This window comes from Agromyces sp. H17E-10 (assembly GCF_022919715.1).
Lineage (GTDB): Bacteria > Actinomycetota > Actinomycetes > Actinomycetales > Microbacteriaceae > Agromyces.
On sequence record NZ_CP095042.1, the window covers coordinates 883,696 to 897,449 of the forward strand.

The following is a 13,754-nucleotide window of genomic DNA, read 5'->3' on the forward strand; positions in this document are numbered from 1 at the left end:
TCAGCCGAGCCGTTCGAGCAGCCAGTCCATCGCGTCGGGAACGGTGTCGAGCACCGAGACGTGTCCGTCGTCGAGGCGCATCCAGAGCGAGGCGTTCGGCAACCGGGCGAGCATCGAGACCGCGTGCCGTCGCGGCACGATGCGGTCGCCCTCGCCCTGCACGAGCAGGACGGGCGCCGCGACCTGCTCGAGCTCGAAGCCCCACGGTTCGACGAAGGCGACGTCGTCGTCGACGAGCCCGCCTCGCCCCTCGCGATCGGCGCGGGCGGCGTCGGCCCCGAGCGAGTCCCACCGGCGCTCGAGGGCCACGAGGTCGACCGGCAGGAACACCTCCGGGTCGAACTCCTCGGTCTCGGCGAACCGCGCCCGAGCGGCTCGGCCCTCGCGCGCGGCGCGGAGGGCACCCGGCGCGTGCATGCCCTCGAACCAGTCGAACGCCTCGGTGAACGGCGCGACGCCCGCGAGCGTGACGACGCCGAGCACCCGGTCGGGAGCGAGGGCGGCGCCTGCGAGGGCATGCGGACCGCCGCCCGACGCGCCCATCGACGCGAACCGCTCGACGCCGAGCGCGTCGGCCACCGCGACCGCGTCGGCAGCCGAGGAGGCGACGTCGCGCCCCGGGTTCGGCGAGGAGCCGCCGTACCCGGGGCGCGCGTACGAGACGAGGCGGATGCCGCGCGTCGACGCCGCCTCGAGCACCGGGTCGAGCAGCCGACCGGTCTGCGGCGAGCCGTGATGCCACATGAGGGTGAGCCGGGTCGCGGCATCCGGCCCCGAGTCGTAGGCGCGCAGGACGCGCCCGTCGCCGACCTCGACGTCGTGTGCGGTGACCATGCGAACCTCCGTGTCGCCACCCAGCCTAGGCTTGGCGCGTGGTCGGCGGATTCTTCTCGGGCGTGGCGATGCTCGCGCGCGGTTTCGGGTTCTGGGGCAGGCGGCCGGGTGTGATGTTCCTCGGTCTCATCCCGGCGGCGATCGTCTTCCTCGTGGTCGTCGCCGCCCTCGTCGGGCTCGGGTTCGGGCTGCCGTCGATCACCGACTGGCTCACGCCGTTCGCCGACGACTGGCCCGACCCGTGGCCGGGCGTCGTGCGCGGGGTGCTCGGCGCCGTCGTGCTCGCGGCTGCGGTGGTGCTCGCCGCGGTGACGTTCACGGCCGTCACGCTCGCCGTCGGCGATCCCTTCTACGAGCGCATCTGGCGCGCGGTCGAGACCGAACTGGGCGGCGACGTTCCCGAGCAGGGCGCCGGGTTCTGGCGCGCGGTCGGCGACTCGCTCGCGCTCATCGGCGTCGGTGCGCTCATCGCGATGGGCGTGGGTCTGGTCGGGTTCGTGCCGCTCGTCGGCGCCGTCGTCGGGCCGGTGCTCGGGATCGTGCTCTCGGGGCGGCTCCTCGCCGCCGAGCTCGTCTCACGGGCCTTCGCCGCACGCGACCTGTACGGCGCCGATCGGCGCCGGTTGCTGCGCGGCCATCGTGCGGCGATGTTCGGCTTCGGCGTCGCGACCCAGCTGTGCTTCATGGTGCCGCTCGGTGCGGTGTTCACGATGCCGGCAGCGGTGGCCGGGTCGACGATGCTCGCCCGGGCGGCGCTCGGCGCGGCGAAGCCCGACGGCCCCCCGCCCGCCGCGGGGGCGACCGTCACTCCCCCGGCGCCCGGCCCTCGAACATGAGGATCGGGACCGGCCCGAACGGCAGCGACCTCGCGCGGAACCGCCGGACGTCGGTGCCGACGAATCCCGCGTCGACGAGCGCCTGCTCGGTCTCGCGATCCCAGTGGCAGCCGTGGCACCACCGCTTCGAGATCGGCGTGGCGAGGCGCTGGATCGCCCGCTTCGCCGTGCCGTGCGGTGCGGCGACGTGGTCGACGAAGACCACCCGGCCGCCGGGTACGAGCACCCGCCGGACCTCGGCGAGCGCGACGGCCTGATCGGCCACCGAGCAGAGGACGTACGTGCCGACGACCGCGTCGACGGAGTGGTCGGGCAACGGGATCGCCTCGGCGACGGCGTCGAGGGGCTCTGCGTCGTGCCGCCATTCGCGGGCCCTGGTGGCGAGTTCGACGCGGCGATCGGCGTCGGGCTCGAGCCCGATCCACTCGACGTCGAGGGCGAAGGCACCGAAGTTCTCGCCCTCGCCGGCGCCGATCTCGAGCACGCGGCCGCGCACGCGCCCGATGAGCTCGCGCTCGAGGTCGTCGAGCGAGTCGCGGTCGACCGGTCGGGGTGAGGTCACCCCGGCACGCTACCGCGCTCGGCCGACGCTGTCACCGGGCAGGCGGATGCCGACCGCATTCGTCAGCGGTCGAGCCCGGCTGTCCGGGTGGCGGCGGCGACGAACGACGGACGCACGCGCTCCCAGCCGTCGAGGTACCCCCCGACCATCGCGGCGTCGCGGAGGAGCACGAGCTGGCCGGCCGCACCCTCGGGGTCGTCGGCCTCCGCGGCCTCGAGCACGTGCTCGAGCTCGGAGCGGAACCACTCGCGGTGCTCGGCGACCGCCTTGCGGACGCCGCTCGCCGGGTCGGGGTACTCGGCCGCGGCGTTGATGAATGGGCACCCGCGCGTGTGGTGACGCGAGACGTCGTCGGCGAGGCCGTCGATGACGAGGCCGACGAGCTCCTTCGGCTCGGCCCCCGACTCCTCGGCGGCGGCGAACGCGCCGCGGATGTTCGCGTCCTCGACCCCGAGGTAGGCCTCGACGAGGTCCTCCTTGCTCGGGAAGTGCCGGTAGAACGTGGCGCGGGTCACGCCGGCCTCGGCGATGATGCGGTCGACGCCCACGGCGTGGATGCCCTCCCGGTAGAAGAGCTCCGACGCGGTCTGGAGCAGTCGTTCGCGCGCCGCTGAGGCGCCGGTGGAGGTGGTTCGTGCTGCCATACCGAAAATGATAGAACGATCTTTCTCTTTTTGCTTGACATCCGTTCCGCCCTGGGCGTACATTCTGGGAATAGAAAGAGATAGAACGATCGTTCTACTTCACATCGAAGCATCCACCGCATCGCACCAGAAGGAGCAGGAACCATGAACACCACCGACGCCGACCGCAGCAAGGCCACCATCGTCCTCGTCCACGGCCTCTGGATGACCCCGAAGAGCTGGGACACCTGGGCCGAGTACTTCCGGGCCCGCGGCCACGAGGTGATCGTCCCTGGCTGGCCCGGCATCGACGACCGCGAGGTCGCCGACATCCGCTCGAACCCCGAGGCGCTCAAGGGCATCGGCCTGAAGCAGATCGTGGACCACTACGAGCGCATCATCCGCGCCCTCCCCGCCAAGCCGATCATCATGGGCCACTCGTTCGGCGGCGTGATCACCCAGATGCTCGCCGACCGCGGCCTCGGCGCCGCGTACGTGGGCGTCGAGCCCGGCCAGACCGCCGGCATCACGACGCTGCCGCCCTCGACGCTGCGCACGGGCTTCCCGATCCTCGCGAACCCGTTCGACAAGAACGGCGCGAAGCCGATCTCGAAGGGGCACTTCCACTTCACCTTCGGCAACGACCTCCCCCGCGAGGCCTCCGACCGCATCTGGGAGGAGTACGCGGTGAACTCGTACAACCGGGTGTTCTTCGAGGGCGTCGCCTCGACGCTCAACGAGAAGGGCGGCGTGACGCACGTCGACTACGCCCGAGCCGACCGCGCGCCGCTCCTCGTCATCACCGGCGAGATCGACCACGTCGTGCCCCCGGCCATCGGCCGGGCCATCGTGAAGAAGTACACCTCGAGCGGCAGCCCCGCGGTCGTCGACTACCGCGAGTTCGCGGGGCGCACGCACCGCATCGTCAGCCAGGACGGCTGGGAGGAGGTCGCCGAGTACGCGCTGAACTGGGCGACCGAGCACGCCCGGGCGGCGCAGGTCGCCTGATCCCGGGTCGCTCCCGGCCCACGCGGAAGGCGCGGATCCGATCGGATCCGCGCCTTCGCCCGTTTCCACCGCACCGCACGCGGATGCCGCGAGCGATTCGCTCGCGGCATCCGCGGTGCCGTTCGGCGCTCAGGCCTCGCGCAACCCGGAGAAGAAGGCCCGGATGTCGCCGACGACGAGCTCGGGCACCTCGAGCGCGGCGAAGTGGCCGCCCCGGTCGAACCGGCTCCAGTGCACGATGTTCGAGTTGTCACGCTCGGCGAACACCCTGATCGTCTGGAAGTCGTCGGCGAACACGGCGACACCGGTCGGCGCCGCGTTCACCTGCGGCTCCTCCCCTGCCGCGCTCGCGGCCGCCGCCGCCCGCGCGTTGTCGAGGTAGGCACGGCTCATCCCGGCCGCGGCGTTCGCGAACCAGTTGACGCTCACCTCCATGAGGATCGCGTCGAGCGGCACGAGCGAGGTGCCGTTGCCGAACGAGTTGAACAGCTCGCTGTACGCGAGCAGGCCGACGGGCGAGTCGCTGAGCCCCACGGCGACGGTCTGCGGGCGGCTCGCGTTCATCGTGTTATAGCCGCCGACCGACTGGAACCACTGCATGTGCTCGAGCCCGGCGTAGTCCTGCGGCTCGAGCCGCTCGAACTCGGCGGGGTCGCCCGACGGGAACGAGAACAGCTGCAGCACGTGCAGGCCGAGGAAGCCCTCGGGGTTCAGGAGCCCCAGGTCGCGGGCGACGAGCGCGCCGTTGTCGGAGCCGTGGATGCCGTACTCCGCGTAGCCGAGCCGGCGCATGAGGGTGTCGTAGGCCCGGGCGACGCGAGCGGTCGTCCAGCCGGTCTCGGCGACGGGGTTCGAGAACCCGAAACCCGGCGCGTCGGGCACGACGACGTCGAAGGCGTCCTCGGCGCGGCCGCCGTGGGCGACGGGGTCGACGAGCGGTCCGATGAGGTCGAGGTAGTCGACGGAAGACCCGGGGTAGGTGTGCGCGAGGAGCAGGGGCGTCGCGCCGGCGTGCGGCGAGCGCACGTGGATGAAGTGGATCGGCTGGCCGTCGACCTCGGTCATGAAATGCGGCACCTCGTTGATGCGCGCCTCGACCGCGCGCCAGTCGAAGCCCGAGCGCCAGCGCTCGACGGCCTCGCGGAGGTAGGAGTTCGGCGTACCGGCATCCCAGTCGTCGACCGGGGCAGGCTGCGGGAGGCGGGTGCGCGCGAGGCGCTCGTGCAGGTCGTCGATCTCGGCCTGGGCGACCTCGATGCGGAAGGGGCGGATCTCGGTGGAAGCGGTGGTGGAGTTCATGTCTCCGACGGTACGGTCGATACAGGAATGGATCGTTCCTGATTCTGGAAGAATCTCGGAGACATGACCGACACCGCCGCACGCCTGCTCGCGCTGCTGTCGCTGCTGCAGTCGCGACCCGACTGGACGGGGACCGAACTCGCCGGCCGCCTCGGCGTCACGACCCGCACCATCCGCAACGACATCGACCGCCTGCGGGAGCTCGGCTACCCAGTCGATGCGACGCGGGGCACGACCGGCGGGTACCGACTCGGTGCAGGGGCCAAGCTGCCGCCCCTGCTGCTCGACGACGAGGAGGCGATCGCCGTCGCGGTCGGTCTTCGCGCGGCGACCGGGATCGCCGGCATCCACGAGTCGAGCGGCCGGGCGCTCGCCAAGCTCGAGCAGGTGCTGCCCGCCCGCCTGCGTCCGACCGTCGACGCGCTCCGGAGCACCGTCGACCGCGGGCCGGAGAACATCGACACCGACGCCCCCGACCCCGAGGTCGACCCCGCGGTGCTCCAGGCGGTGGCCGCGGCGATCCGCGACGTCGAGTGGCTGCGCTTCGATTTCAAGGGCGACGCAGTGCTCGTCGAGCCGTACCGCCTGCTCAGCTGGCAGCGGCGCTGGCACCTCGTCGCGCGCGACCCGCGCAGCGGCGAGTGGGGCACCTTCCGGGTCGACTGGATCGAGCCCCGCATGCCGACCCGTCGACGGTTCGAGCCGCAGCCCGTGCCCGGCGGCGACCCGACCGCGTTCGCGATGCGCACGATCGCCGCGACCGGCTGGAACGTGCACGCACGCCTGCGCGTCGCCGCCCCGGCGGAGACCGTGCTGGCACGGATCAACCCCACGGTCGGGGTCGTCGAGCCCGTCGACGAGCGGACCAGCGTGCTCGTCACGGGCGCTGACAGTCTCGACACCGTCGCGGCGTACATCGGCATGCTGGGCATGGACTTCACGGTCGAGTCGCCCGATGAGCTCCGTCCACTCCTCATCGCCTACGCCGAGCGGTACCGGCGAGCGGCGATCGGAGAGCTCGGCAGCCGGTGAGCTCGGCAGCCGATGAGCTCGGCGACCGGTGAGCCCGCCGACCGGCCACGGCCGACATCGGCCACGGGGCATCCGCCTCGGAGGTCAGCCGAGCCCGATGCGGTCGGGCACGGCGCTCGCGACCGTCGGCAGCCAGGCGTCCACCTCGGGCCACGCCCGAGCGGCGGGCAGCCGCCGCAGCAGTTGCGCGAGCGACTCGTCGGCAGCGGGCCACGGGATGACGCGGCTGGGCGACGCGCTCGAGAGCACGCCGAGCCACCAGTGCTTCCACGTGATCTGCAGGTGCTCGGGATGGATCACGACGTAGTAGTCGGGTACGTCGAGCTCGTGGCGGCCGGCCGCCTCGAGCGCACGTGCGATCTCGAGCTCGAGCACCCCGTAGGTCGACAGGTCGTCGAAGAACTCGACCCACGCGGCAGCGACGTGCGCGAGCGGATCGTGGTCGTGCACGACGTACGGTGCGGCCGACACCGACGACCAGCGCGCGACCTCGGCGTCGGAGGCATCCGTCAGCGAGGCCGCCTGCACGTTCGCGAAGCCCTCGAGCGCGTGGATGGCGCTCGTCGTCTCGTCACCGACGACGACCAGCGTGGTGCTCGTCGAGGCCTCCATTTCCGCAGTCTACGTCCGCGGACGGGGCGCGGTCAGCGGGCGCGCCAGTACCCGCAGAACGACACGTTGTGCTTGGGCACACCGCGCTCGCTCACGAGGTGGCGTCGCGCGCCGGTCGCGAGCTTGGACTCACCGGCCGCGAACGCGTAGACCGATCCGTCGGGGAAGGGCAGCTCGCGCAGGTGGTCGAGCGCGCCCCGCCCTGCCGGCGCGCCGGGCCGTCGGATGACCCAGTGCACGTCGAACCCCGCGGGCGCGTCGACGTGCTGGAAGTCGTCGGCGTCGGGGATCTCGACGATCGCGTGGCCCCGGGCGTCGCGCGGCAGGTCGCGCAGGATGCCCAGCACCGCGGGCAGGGCGCTCTCGTCGCCGACGAGGAGCGTCCAGTCGGACTCGACCGGCTGGAAGCCGCAGCCCTGGTCGATGAGTGCGACGTGCGCACCGACGGGCAGGTCGTTCGCCCACGGCCCGGCGACGCCGTCGTCGCCGTGCACGACGAAGTCGATGTCGAGTTCGCCGAGCTCGGGCCGGAACTCGCGCACCGTGTAGTTGCGGATGACGGGCCGCGTCGCCTTCGGCAGCGTGAGGTAGCGGAGGTACCCGGCCATGTCGTACGTGTCGGCGAGGTTGTCGAACCGCGTGTCGCCGGCGGTCGGCACTGCGAGCCGGAACCACTGGTCGAACCCGAGGTGACGCCAGTCGGCGAGCTGGTCACCGGCGACGGTCAGCCGCACGAAGTGGGGCGAGACGCGCTCGGCCCGGATCACCTCGGCCTCGACCAGACCGGTCGAGGCGTGAGTCACGGCGATGTTGCTGACGGCCACGAACGCTCCTTCGATTTAGGTAATCCTTACCTTACTCACACGAGACTCGTCCGCGCACCCCGTCAGCTGGGCGAGGGTGCGACGACCTCGCTCGGGCTCGGTTCGAGAGGATCCCTGACGAATTCCGCGAACCCGCGTCATGATTCGGCCCCCGCCACGTCTCTTCAATCGAGTGGATGCATCGTGTGCCCGCACGACCCACCCCGTCCCCCGTCAGCAACACAGAGAGCTCGAACCGTGAAGCCCCATCGAATTCGACGCGCCCTCCGCACGGGCGCGAGCATCGCCGCCGCAGGAACCCTGGCCGTGATCGGCGCCGTCGCACTCGCGACCGCCACGCCGGCCGCACCCGCGAACGCGGCCGAACCGCTGCCGATCTGCCCGCCCGACGGCGGCGCACCCCCGATCGGCCCCGGCCCGACCTACACCGACACGAACGTCGCGGTCTACGCCGGCGGCGACTTCCGGGCCGGTGCGTCCGCCGCCGAGTCCGAGGGGCTGCTGCTCGTGCGCGGTGACGCCGTCTTCGACAAGCCGAGCGGCGGAGTCTTCAACGTCGGCGTCGTCGGCGCCGGTTCGGGCATCGTCCCGCCCGGCGGCAGCACCATGCTCGCCGTCGGCGGCGAACTCACGGTCGCACCGACCACTACCGTCGACGTCGGCGCGAACATCACGGGTGGCGGCGCCGTGCAGGTCGGCGGGCAGGCCAGCGGTACCGTCGTGACGAACGGCGGCGGCATCGAGACCGGGCTCGGCCAAGCCGCCGCGATGGCCCCGAACGCCGACTTCCAGACGGTCATCGCCGATGCCTCGGCCGACATCGCCGCCTACCCCGACACGGGCACCGGCCTGATCGCGGCCAACCGCATCGAGTTCACCGGAACTCCCGGCGACGACCCGCAGGTGTTCACGGTCGCCGCGGGTGCGCTCTCGGCGATCACCGAGGTGACGTTCGTCTCGCTTCCCGCCGACGTACCGGTCGTGATCAACGTCGTCGGCTCGGCCGACATCGCGTTCTCGCCGAACTACGTGGCGATCGACGGCGTGCGCGTCGACGACCTGGCGAGCCCCGAGTTCGGCAACGCGGCCTCGCGCATCCTCTGGAACTTCACCGACACGACCTCGCTGCTCATCGGCGGCACGAGCCAGTTCATGGGCTCGATCCTCGCGCCGAACGCCGACACCGACATCACCGCGTCGACGAACGGCCGCGTGCACGTCGGCGGCGACCTCACGACGCGCGGCGTCGGCAACGAGCTCCACAACTACCCGTGGACCGGCGGCGGTCCCCTCGGCTGCCAGCAGGTGGGCGGCTTCTCGGCGGCCAAGGTCGTCACCGGCCCCCAGGCCGGCAGCGTCCCCGCCGACACCGAGTTCACGCTCGAGTACTCGTACGACCTCGACGGCGAGACGGTGACGGGAGAGCTCACGCTGCTCGCCGACGGCACCGTCGTCGACGGCCCGCAGGACCTGCCCGTCGGCACGGTCGTCGACTTCACCGAGACCGACCTGCCCGCCATCCCGGGCGTCGAATGGGGCACCCCCGCGATCAGCCCGGCGCAGGTGACGATCGCCGACGACGAGAACACCCGCGTCACCGTCACGAACCGCACGTCCTCGGCCGTGCTCGCGACCGGCGGCTTCTCGGTCGCGAAGGCCGTCGAAGGGGATGCCGCCTCGGTGGTGCCCGACGACACCGAGTTCACCGTCGACTACGCGTACACGGTCGACGGCACCGAGCAGGCCGGTTCGCTCACGGTCACCGCCGACGGAACCGTCGTCGACGGACCGCAGGATCTCCCGGCCGGCACCGTCGTCGAGTTCACCGAGACCGACCTGCCGGTGATCGAGGGCGTCGAGTGGGGCGAGCCGACGTTCAGCCCCGACACGGTCGTGATCGCCGACGGCGAGAACGTGCTGGTCACGGTGACGAACACCGCGAACGTGCCCGTCGGCCCCACGCCCTCGCCCGGCCCGAGCCCGTCGCCGAACCCCGGCCCGAGCCCCGCCCCGACGCCGGGGTCGACGAGCGGTGACGGCGACCTCGCCGAGACCGGCGTGCAGGGCCTCGTGCCCGCCCTCGCCGGTGCGGCCCTGTTGATCGCCGCGGGCGTCGCCGCGCTGGTCGTGCGCCGTCGCCGCAGCGCCTGAGCTCGGCGCGCGAAGCGAGACGGATGCCTCGGGCTTCATGCCCGGGGCATCCGTCGTCTCACACCCCGATGGTGAGCGCCGCGGTGTAGCCGTTCGCGACCGAGCCCGACATGCTCGCGATCTGGTGGATGCCGCCGTCGTCGCCGAAGACCATGTCGCGGCTGAGGCTCGTCTGCGCCAGGTTGCGCACGCTCTGCTCGTAGCCCGAGGTCGCGTAGACGAGCGCGTTCGCCTCTTCGGGCAGCGCGATCTGCGAGGTCTTCACGATCGGCCCCGAGGCGACGGCGTTGTCGACGTCGGCGTACACCTCGAAGTGGATGTGCGGCCAGCGTCCCGAGTAGCAGGCCGGGTAGATCGAGGTGAACCGTACGGTGCCCGTCTCGTCGGTCGCCTGCACGCCGCGCAGGTAGTTCTCATTCTCGACCCCGGGTGAGTACAGCGAGTAGCTGCCACCGCGGTCGCAGTGCCAGAGGTAGACCCCGGCACCGACGAGCGCGCTGCCCGTCGCGGCGTCGCGCACCGTGAGCGCGATCTCAAGCGGCACCCCCTCGGCGACCGTGGTCGACGAGCCGAACGACGAGCGGATGTCGCGGCGCACGATGCCCGAGTCGTCGAGCACGTTGACGCCGTTCGAGCCGTCGCCCGGGTACGGCCCGCCGGTCTCGTCGGGGACCTCGTCGAGGGGGCCGGTGGCCCCGGCCGCCGCACTGCTCGACGGCGTCGGCGTGGCGGTTGCGGATGCCCCCGCCGAGGCATCCGTCGTCGCGGTCGCCGTGGGCGACGACCCGCCGGCGCAGGCCGCGAGCAGCGAGGTGAGCCCGATGCCGCCGAAGATGCCGAGCGCCCGGCGGCGGTCGACCAGGGTGCGGATGTCGTAGACGAGGCCGCGGTGGTCCTCGTCGATCTCGTTGCCGTCGGCGTCGAGCCAGCGGGGGTCGGTGGTGCGGTCGCGGTCGGTCATGTCGGGCTCCTCACGTCGTCATCGAGCATGACCCGGATGCCTCGCCGGGGGCTGTGCGGCCGCTATGCCCCGGCCATGAGCGCTCGCACCGCACGCTCGAGGAGCGGGCGCGCGTCGAGCACGGGGTCGACGGTGAGCCGGTGCAGGACCAGGCCGTCGCCGAGCGCCATGACGGTCTTCGTCGCGGTCGCCGGGTCGGGCATGCCGAACCCGACCAGGAACGCCTCAGTCCACCGTTCGAACTCGAGTCGCTGCCGCCGCAGCGGGGCGCCGAGCTCGGGGTCGTCGCCGAGCTCGAGCCAGAGCGAGTATCGGGCACGGGTTCGTGCTGCGAGCGGCCCGGTCTCGAGGTCGAAGACCAGACAGAGGCCGTCGACGAACTCGTCGGGCGTGCGCGGTGCGGGCGCCCCCGACGAGTCGAAGTCGGCGCGTTCCTGCTCGGCGAGGTGGTCGACGCACCCGGCGAGCAGCGCCCTGCGGGTGCGGAACCAGTTCGAGGTGCTGCCGGCCGGCAGTCCGGCGGCCGCGTCGACCCGCGCGTGGGTGAGCGCCCGCACCCCCTCGGTGCCGAGCAGGAGGAGCGCCGCATCGAGAGCACGGTCTCGGGTCGTGGCCATGTACACCTCGCTCGATCAGGGGTACTATGAACATAGTCCTACTACGAACGTAGTAATGCTGCGACGAAGGAGTCGTCATGGACACGCCCGCTTCCCAGAAGGTCGCCGCCGACGCTGAGACGTGGTCGCCGCCGCTGCCCGAGGCTCTCGGCTTCGAGCATTCGATCGTCGAGACCCCCGGCCTGCGCACGCACGTCGCGACCATCGGCGAGGGCGAGCCGGTCGTGCTGCTGCACGGGTTCCCCGAGCACTGGTGGATGTGGCGTGACGTCGCGCCCCGGCTCGCGAAGGCCGGGTACCGCGCCGTCTGCCCGGACCTGCGCGGCACCGGCTGGACGGAGGCCGACGACCCCCGCATCGGCGCCGAGTCGTACGTCGCCGACCTCGTCGCACTCCTCGACGCGCTCGACCTCGAGCGACCCCGCTTCCTCGCCCATGACATGGGCGCGATTCCGGCGATGCAGCTCGCCTACCGGCATCCCGAGCGCGTGCGCTCACTGGTGCAGCTCTCGGTGCCGCCGTTCTTCATGGGGTTCAGCGCCGAGCTCGTGCCGGGGTTCCGGCACATGCCGCGCCTGCTCCTGCATCGCCGGGGCGGATCGCTCGACTGGCTGTACGACGACGCGCACACCGCGCACCGGCCGTCGGCCCAGACGATCGCGACCTACCTGGCGCCGTTGTCACGACCTGAGGTGGACAGTGCCGTCCGGCGGATCTTCGGCGGCATGGCGATCCCGATGTCGCTGCGCTTCGCCCGCGGCGACTACCGTCGCCGGCGGTTGCAGCCGCCGACGCTCATCGCCTTCGGGCGGCTCGACCACCCGTGGGACGAAGCGCTCATCAGGCGCCTGTGCCGCGGCGCCGACCGGTACGCCGACGACCTCGAGCTCGCATTCGTCGACGACGCCGCCCACTTCATCGTCGACGACGCCCCCGGGGCGGTCGCCGAACTCGTACTCGACTGGTTCGGGCGCACCGGCGCATCCGACCGCACCGAATAGCCGGAGGCCACCATGGACACCCCACTGCTCCGCAGCATCCCCGCTGACGAGGCGACCTGGTCGCCGCCCCTGCCGCCCGCGGCCGGCTTCGAGCACCTCGTCGTCGAGACCCCCGGACTGCGCACCCACGTCGCCGCGATCGGCGAGGGCGCCCCGATCGTGCTGCTGCACGGGTTCCCGCAGCACTGGTGGCAGTGGCGCGAGGTCGCACCCCGCCTCGCCGAACACGGGTACCGGGCGATCTGCCCCGACCTGCGCGGCGCGGGCTGGACCGAGGCCGACGACCCGCGCATCGGGCGCGAGACGCGGCTGCACGACCTCGTCGCGCTGCTCGACGCACTCGAGCTCGAGCGCGTACGCCTGCTCTGCCACGACATGGGGGCGATCACCGGCTGCCAGCTCGCGTACGCCCACCCCGAGCGCGTCGAGTCGATGGTCATGCTCTCGGTGCCGCCGACGTTCATCTCGTTCAGCCCGAAGCTGTTGAGCGGTCTCAGTCACCTGCCGCCGCTCAGCCTGCACCGGCGCGGTCGTTCACTCGCCTGGCTCTTCACCGACGAGTACGCCGTGAACGGTTTCGACCCCGAGACGATCGAGTCCTATCTCGCGCCGACGCAGCGACCCGAGATCGATGCCGCGATCGGCCGGCTGTACCGGGGCATGGTCCTTCCCGAGGCGGGGCGGATCATGGGCGGCGCCTACAAGCGGCAGCGCCTGCACCCGCCGGCCCTCGTCGTGTTCGGCCGTCGCGACGAGCCGTTCACCGAAGACCTCGTGCGACGGATCTCGGGCGACCCCCGCGAGCATGCCGACCGTCTCGAGTTCGCCTTCGTCGACGACGCCGCGCACTTCATCACCGACGACCGGCCCCAGGAGGTCGTCGATCTCACGCTCGACTGGTTCGCCCGAACGGGCTGACGCTCACATCGCCTGGGTGCCGTCGCTCATCACGGGGGTGATGAGGCCGAAGAGGTTGCCGTCGGGGTCGTGCAGGTAGGCGCCGCGGCCGACACCCTCCATGTCTTCGGGCGGCAGGGCCTCGGTCGCGCCGAGCTCGATGCCGCGCGCGAAGAGCGCGTCGACGTCGTCGACGCCCACCACGATGTTGCAGCCGTTGATCGGTGCACCCTGCTGGGGCGGCGGCCCCTGCCGCTGGGTGAGCCCGCCGTTGATACCCATGCCCGGCTGGCCCGCGACGTTGCCGATGGCGCCCTCACCGGTGTCGATCACCCAGTACGGGGTGTCGCCGAACTGCGTGAACCGCCAGCCGAGCAGCTGGGAGTAGAAGTCGACGAGCCGCTGCGGCTCGCTCGCGTGGATCTCGAAATGCACGACCAGGTTGGCCATGATGGCTCCGTCCGTCTCTTCGTCTGCGTTTCGATCGGCCGCCGCCC

15 protein-coding genes are annotated in these 13,754 nt (G+C 72.0%); 6 read left to right on the forward strand and 9 right to left on the reverse strand.

Annotated elements, in window-relative coordinates:
- Nucleotides 1–834: an alpha/beta fold hydrolase gene (locus MUN74_RS03965; protein WP_244855115.1), complete on the reverse strand. Its 834-nt coding sequence runs from the start codon at nucleotides 832–834 to the stop codon at nucleotides 1–3.
- 38 nt (nucleotides 835–872) lie between these two features.
- Here MUN74_RS03965 and MUN74_RS03970 point away from each other — a divergent pair, with 38 nt between their 5' ends.
- Complete coding sequence (locus tag MUN74_RS03970; protein WP_244855116.1) at nucleotides 873–1,670, forward strand: EI24 domain-containing protein; 798 nt, start codon at nucleotides 873–875, stop codon at nucleotides 1,668–1,670.
- On the opposite strand, the gene MUN74_RS03975 is transcribed toward MUN74_RS03970, so the two are convergent.
- Together MUN74_RS03975 and MUN74_RS03980 are read right to left on the reverse strand one after the other, a co-directional pair.
- A complete protein-coding gene (locus MUN74_RS03975) occupies nucleotides 1,639–2,232 on the reverse strand; it encodes a class I SAM-dependent methyltransferase (RefSeq protein ID WP_244855117.1) in 594 nt (197 codons plus the stop codon). The two genes, MUN74_RS03970 and MUN74_RS03975, sit on opposite strands and share 32 nt — an antisense overlap.
- Before the next feature lie 62 nt (nucleotides 2,233–2,294).
- Nucleotides 2,295–2,876, reverse strand: coding sequence for a TetR/AcrR family transcriptional regulator (locus MUN74_RS03980; protein WP_244855118.1), 582 nt, complete (start codon nucleotides 2,874–2,876; stop codon nucleotides 2,295–2,297).
- A 144-nt stretch (nucleotides 2,877–3,020) separates the two neighbouring features.
- Between MUN74_RS03980 and MUN74_RS03985 the strand changes: the two genes are divergently transcribed.
- Nucleotides 3,021–3,863, forward strand: coding sequence for an alpha/beta hydrolase (locus tag MUN74_RS03985; RefSeq protein WP_244855119.1), 843 nt, complete (start codon nucleotides 3,021–3,023; stop codon nucleotides 3,861–3,863).
- Between the two features lie 129 nt (nucleotides 3,864–3,992).
- On the opposite strand, the gene MUN74_RS03990 is transcribed toward MUN74_RS03985, so the two are convergent.
- A complete protein-coding gene (locus tag MUN74_RS03990; protein ID WP_244855120.1) occupies nucleotides 3,993–5,162 on the reverse strand; it encodes an epoxide hydrolase family protein in 1,170 nt (389 codons plus the stop codon).
- Between the two features lie 63 nt (nucleotides 5,163–5,225).
- On the opposite strand from MUN74_RS03990, the gene MUN74_RS03995 reads away from it, so the two are divergent.
- Nucleotides 5,226–6,194: a helix-turn-helix transcriptional regulator gene (locus tag MUN74_RS03995; protein ID WP_244855121.1), complete on the forward strand. Its 969-nt coding sequence runs from the start codon at nucleotides 5,226–5,228 to the stop codon at nucleotides 6,192–6,194.
- Between the two features lie 84 nt (nucleotides 6,195–6,278).
- Here the strand turns inward: MUN74_RS03995 and MUN74_RS04000 are convergent, their stop codons facing one another.
- The gene (locus MUN74_RS04000; RefSeq protein ID WP_244855122.1) at nucleotides 6,279–6,806 is read right to left on the reverse strand and encodes a hypothetical protein; all 528 of its coding nucleotides are present in this window, start codon (nucleotides 6,804–6,806) and stop codon (nucleotides 6,279–6,281) included.
- A gap of 32 nt (nucleotides 6,807–6,838) precedes the next feature.
- On the reverse strand, nucleotides 6,839–7,630 hold the full coding sequence (locus MUN74_RS04005) for a siderophore-interacting protein (RefSeq protein ID WP_244855123.1): 792 nt from the start codon (nucleotides 7,628–7,630) through the stop codon (nucleotides 6,839–6,841).
- A 237-nt stretch (nucleotides 7,631–7,867) separates the two neighbouring features.
- Here MUN74_RS04005 and MUN74_RS04010 point away from each other — a divergent pair, with 237 nt between their 5' ends.
- Nucleotides 7,868–9,781: a choice-of-anchor A family protein gene (locus MUN74_RS04010; RefSeq protein WP_244855124.1), complete on the forward strand. Its 1,914-nt coding sequence runs from the start codon at nucleotides 7,868–7,870 to the stop codon at nucleotides 9,779–9,781.
- Nucleotides 9,782–9,839: 58 nt separating this feature from the next.
- On the opposite strand, the gene MUN74_RS04015 is transcribed toward MUN74_RS04010, so the two are convergent.
- Both MUN74_RS04015 and MUN74_RS04020 read right to left on the reverse strand, forming a co-directional pair.
- Nucleotides 9,840–10,742, reverse strand: a complete 903-nt coding sequence (locus MUN74_RS04015) for an intradiol ring-cleavage dioxygenase (RefSeq protein WP_244855125.1) — start codon at nucleotides 10,740–10,742, stop codon at nucleotides 9,840–9,842.
- 62 nt (nucleotides 10,743–10,804) lie between these two features.
- Entirely contained in the window at nucleotides 10,805–11,359 is a 555-nt protein-coding gene (locus MUN74_RS04020; protein WP_244855126.1) for a TetR/AcrR family transcriptional regulator, read from the reverse strand.
- Between the two features lie 77 nt (nucleotides 11,360–11,436).
- On the opposite strand from MUN74_RS04020, the gene MUN74_RS04025 reads away from it, so the two are divergent.
- Nucleotides 11,437–12,360 (forward strand): alpha/beta fold hydrolase, encoded by a 924-nt coding sequence (locus MUN74_RS04025; protein ID WP_244855127.1) that lies wholly within the window; start codon nucleotides 11,437–11,439, stop codon nucleotides 12,358–12,360.
- Nucleotides 12,361–12,372: 12 nt separating this feature from the next.
- Nucleotides 12,373–13,278, forward strand: coding sequence for an alpha/beta fold hydrolase (locus MUN74_RS04030; protein ID WP_244855128.1), 906 nt, complete (start codon nucleotides 12,373–12,375; stop codon nucleotides 13,276–13,278).
- 3 nt (nucleotides 13,279–13,281) lie between these two features.
- Here the strand turns inward: MUN74_RS04030 and MUN74_RS04035 are convergent, their stop codons facing one another.
- The gene (locus MUN74_RS04035) at nucleotides 13,282–13,707 is read right to left on the reverse strand and encodes a VOC family protein (RefSeq protein ID WP_244855129.1); all 426 of its coding nucleotides are present in this window, start codon (nucleotides 13,705–13,707) and stop codon (nucleotides 13,282–13,284) included.
- Nucleotides 13,708–13,754 lie beyond the last annotated feature (47 nt).

What these genes read in the sequence shown, in the direction of transcription:
- MUN74_RS04015 (WP_244855125.1), bottom strand. Translation starts at nt 10,742, where the DNA reads ATGACCGACCGCGACCGCACCACCGACCCCCGCTGGCTCGACGCCGAC.
- MUN74_RS03995 (WP_244855121.1), top strand. Translation starts at nt 5,226, where the DNA reads ATGACCGACACCGCCGCACGCCTGCTCGCGCTGCTGTCGCTGCTGCAG.
- MUN74_RS04020 (WP_244855126.1), bottom strand. Translation starts at nt 11,359, where the DNA reads ATGGCCACGACCCGAGACCGTGCTCTCGATGCGGCGCTCCTCCTGCTC.
- MUN74_RS04025 (WP_244855127.1), top strand. Translation starts at nt 11,437, where the DNA reads ATGGACACGCCCGCTTCCCAGAAGGTCGCCGCCGACGCTGAGACGTGG.
- MUN74_RS03985 (WP_244855119.1), top strand. Translation starts at nt 3,021, where the DNA reads ATGAACACCACCGACGCCGACCGCAGCAAGGCCACCATCGTCCTCGTC.
- MUN74_RS03990 (WP_244855120.1), bottom strand. Translation starts at nt 5,162, where the DNA reads ATGAACTCCACCACCGCTTCCACCGAGATCCGCCCCTTCCGCATCGAG.
- MUN74_RS03980 (WP_244855118.1), bottom strand. Translation starts at nt 2,876, where the DNA reads ATGGCAGCACGAACCACCTCCACCGGCGCCTCAGCGGCGCGCGAACGA.
- MUN74_RS04000 (WP_244855122.1), bottom strand. Translation starts at nt 6,806, where the DNA reads ATGGAGGCCTCGACGAGCACCACGCTGGTCGTCGTCGGTGACGAGACG.
- MUN74_RS04035 (WP_244855129.1), bottom strand. Translation starts at nt 13,707, where the DNA reads ATGGCCAACCTGGTCGTGCATTTCGAGATCCACGCGAGCGAGCCGCAG.
- MUN74_RS03965 (WP_244855115.1), bottom strand. Translation starts at nt 834, where the DNA reads ATGGTCACCGCACACGACGTCGAGGTCGGCGACGGGCGCGTCCTGCGC.
- MUN74_RS04030 (WP_244855128.1), top strand. Translation starts at nt 12,373, where the DNA reads ATGGACACCCCACTGCTCCGCAGCATCCCCGCTGACGAGGCGACCTGG.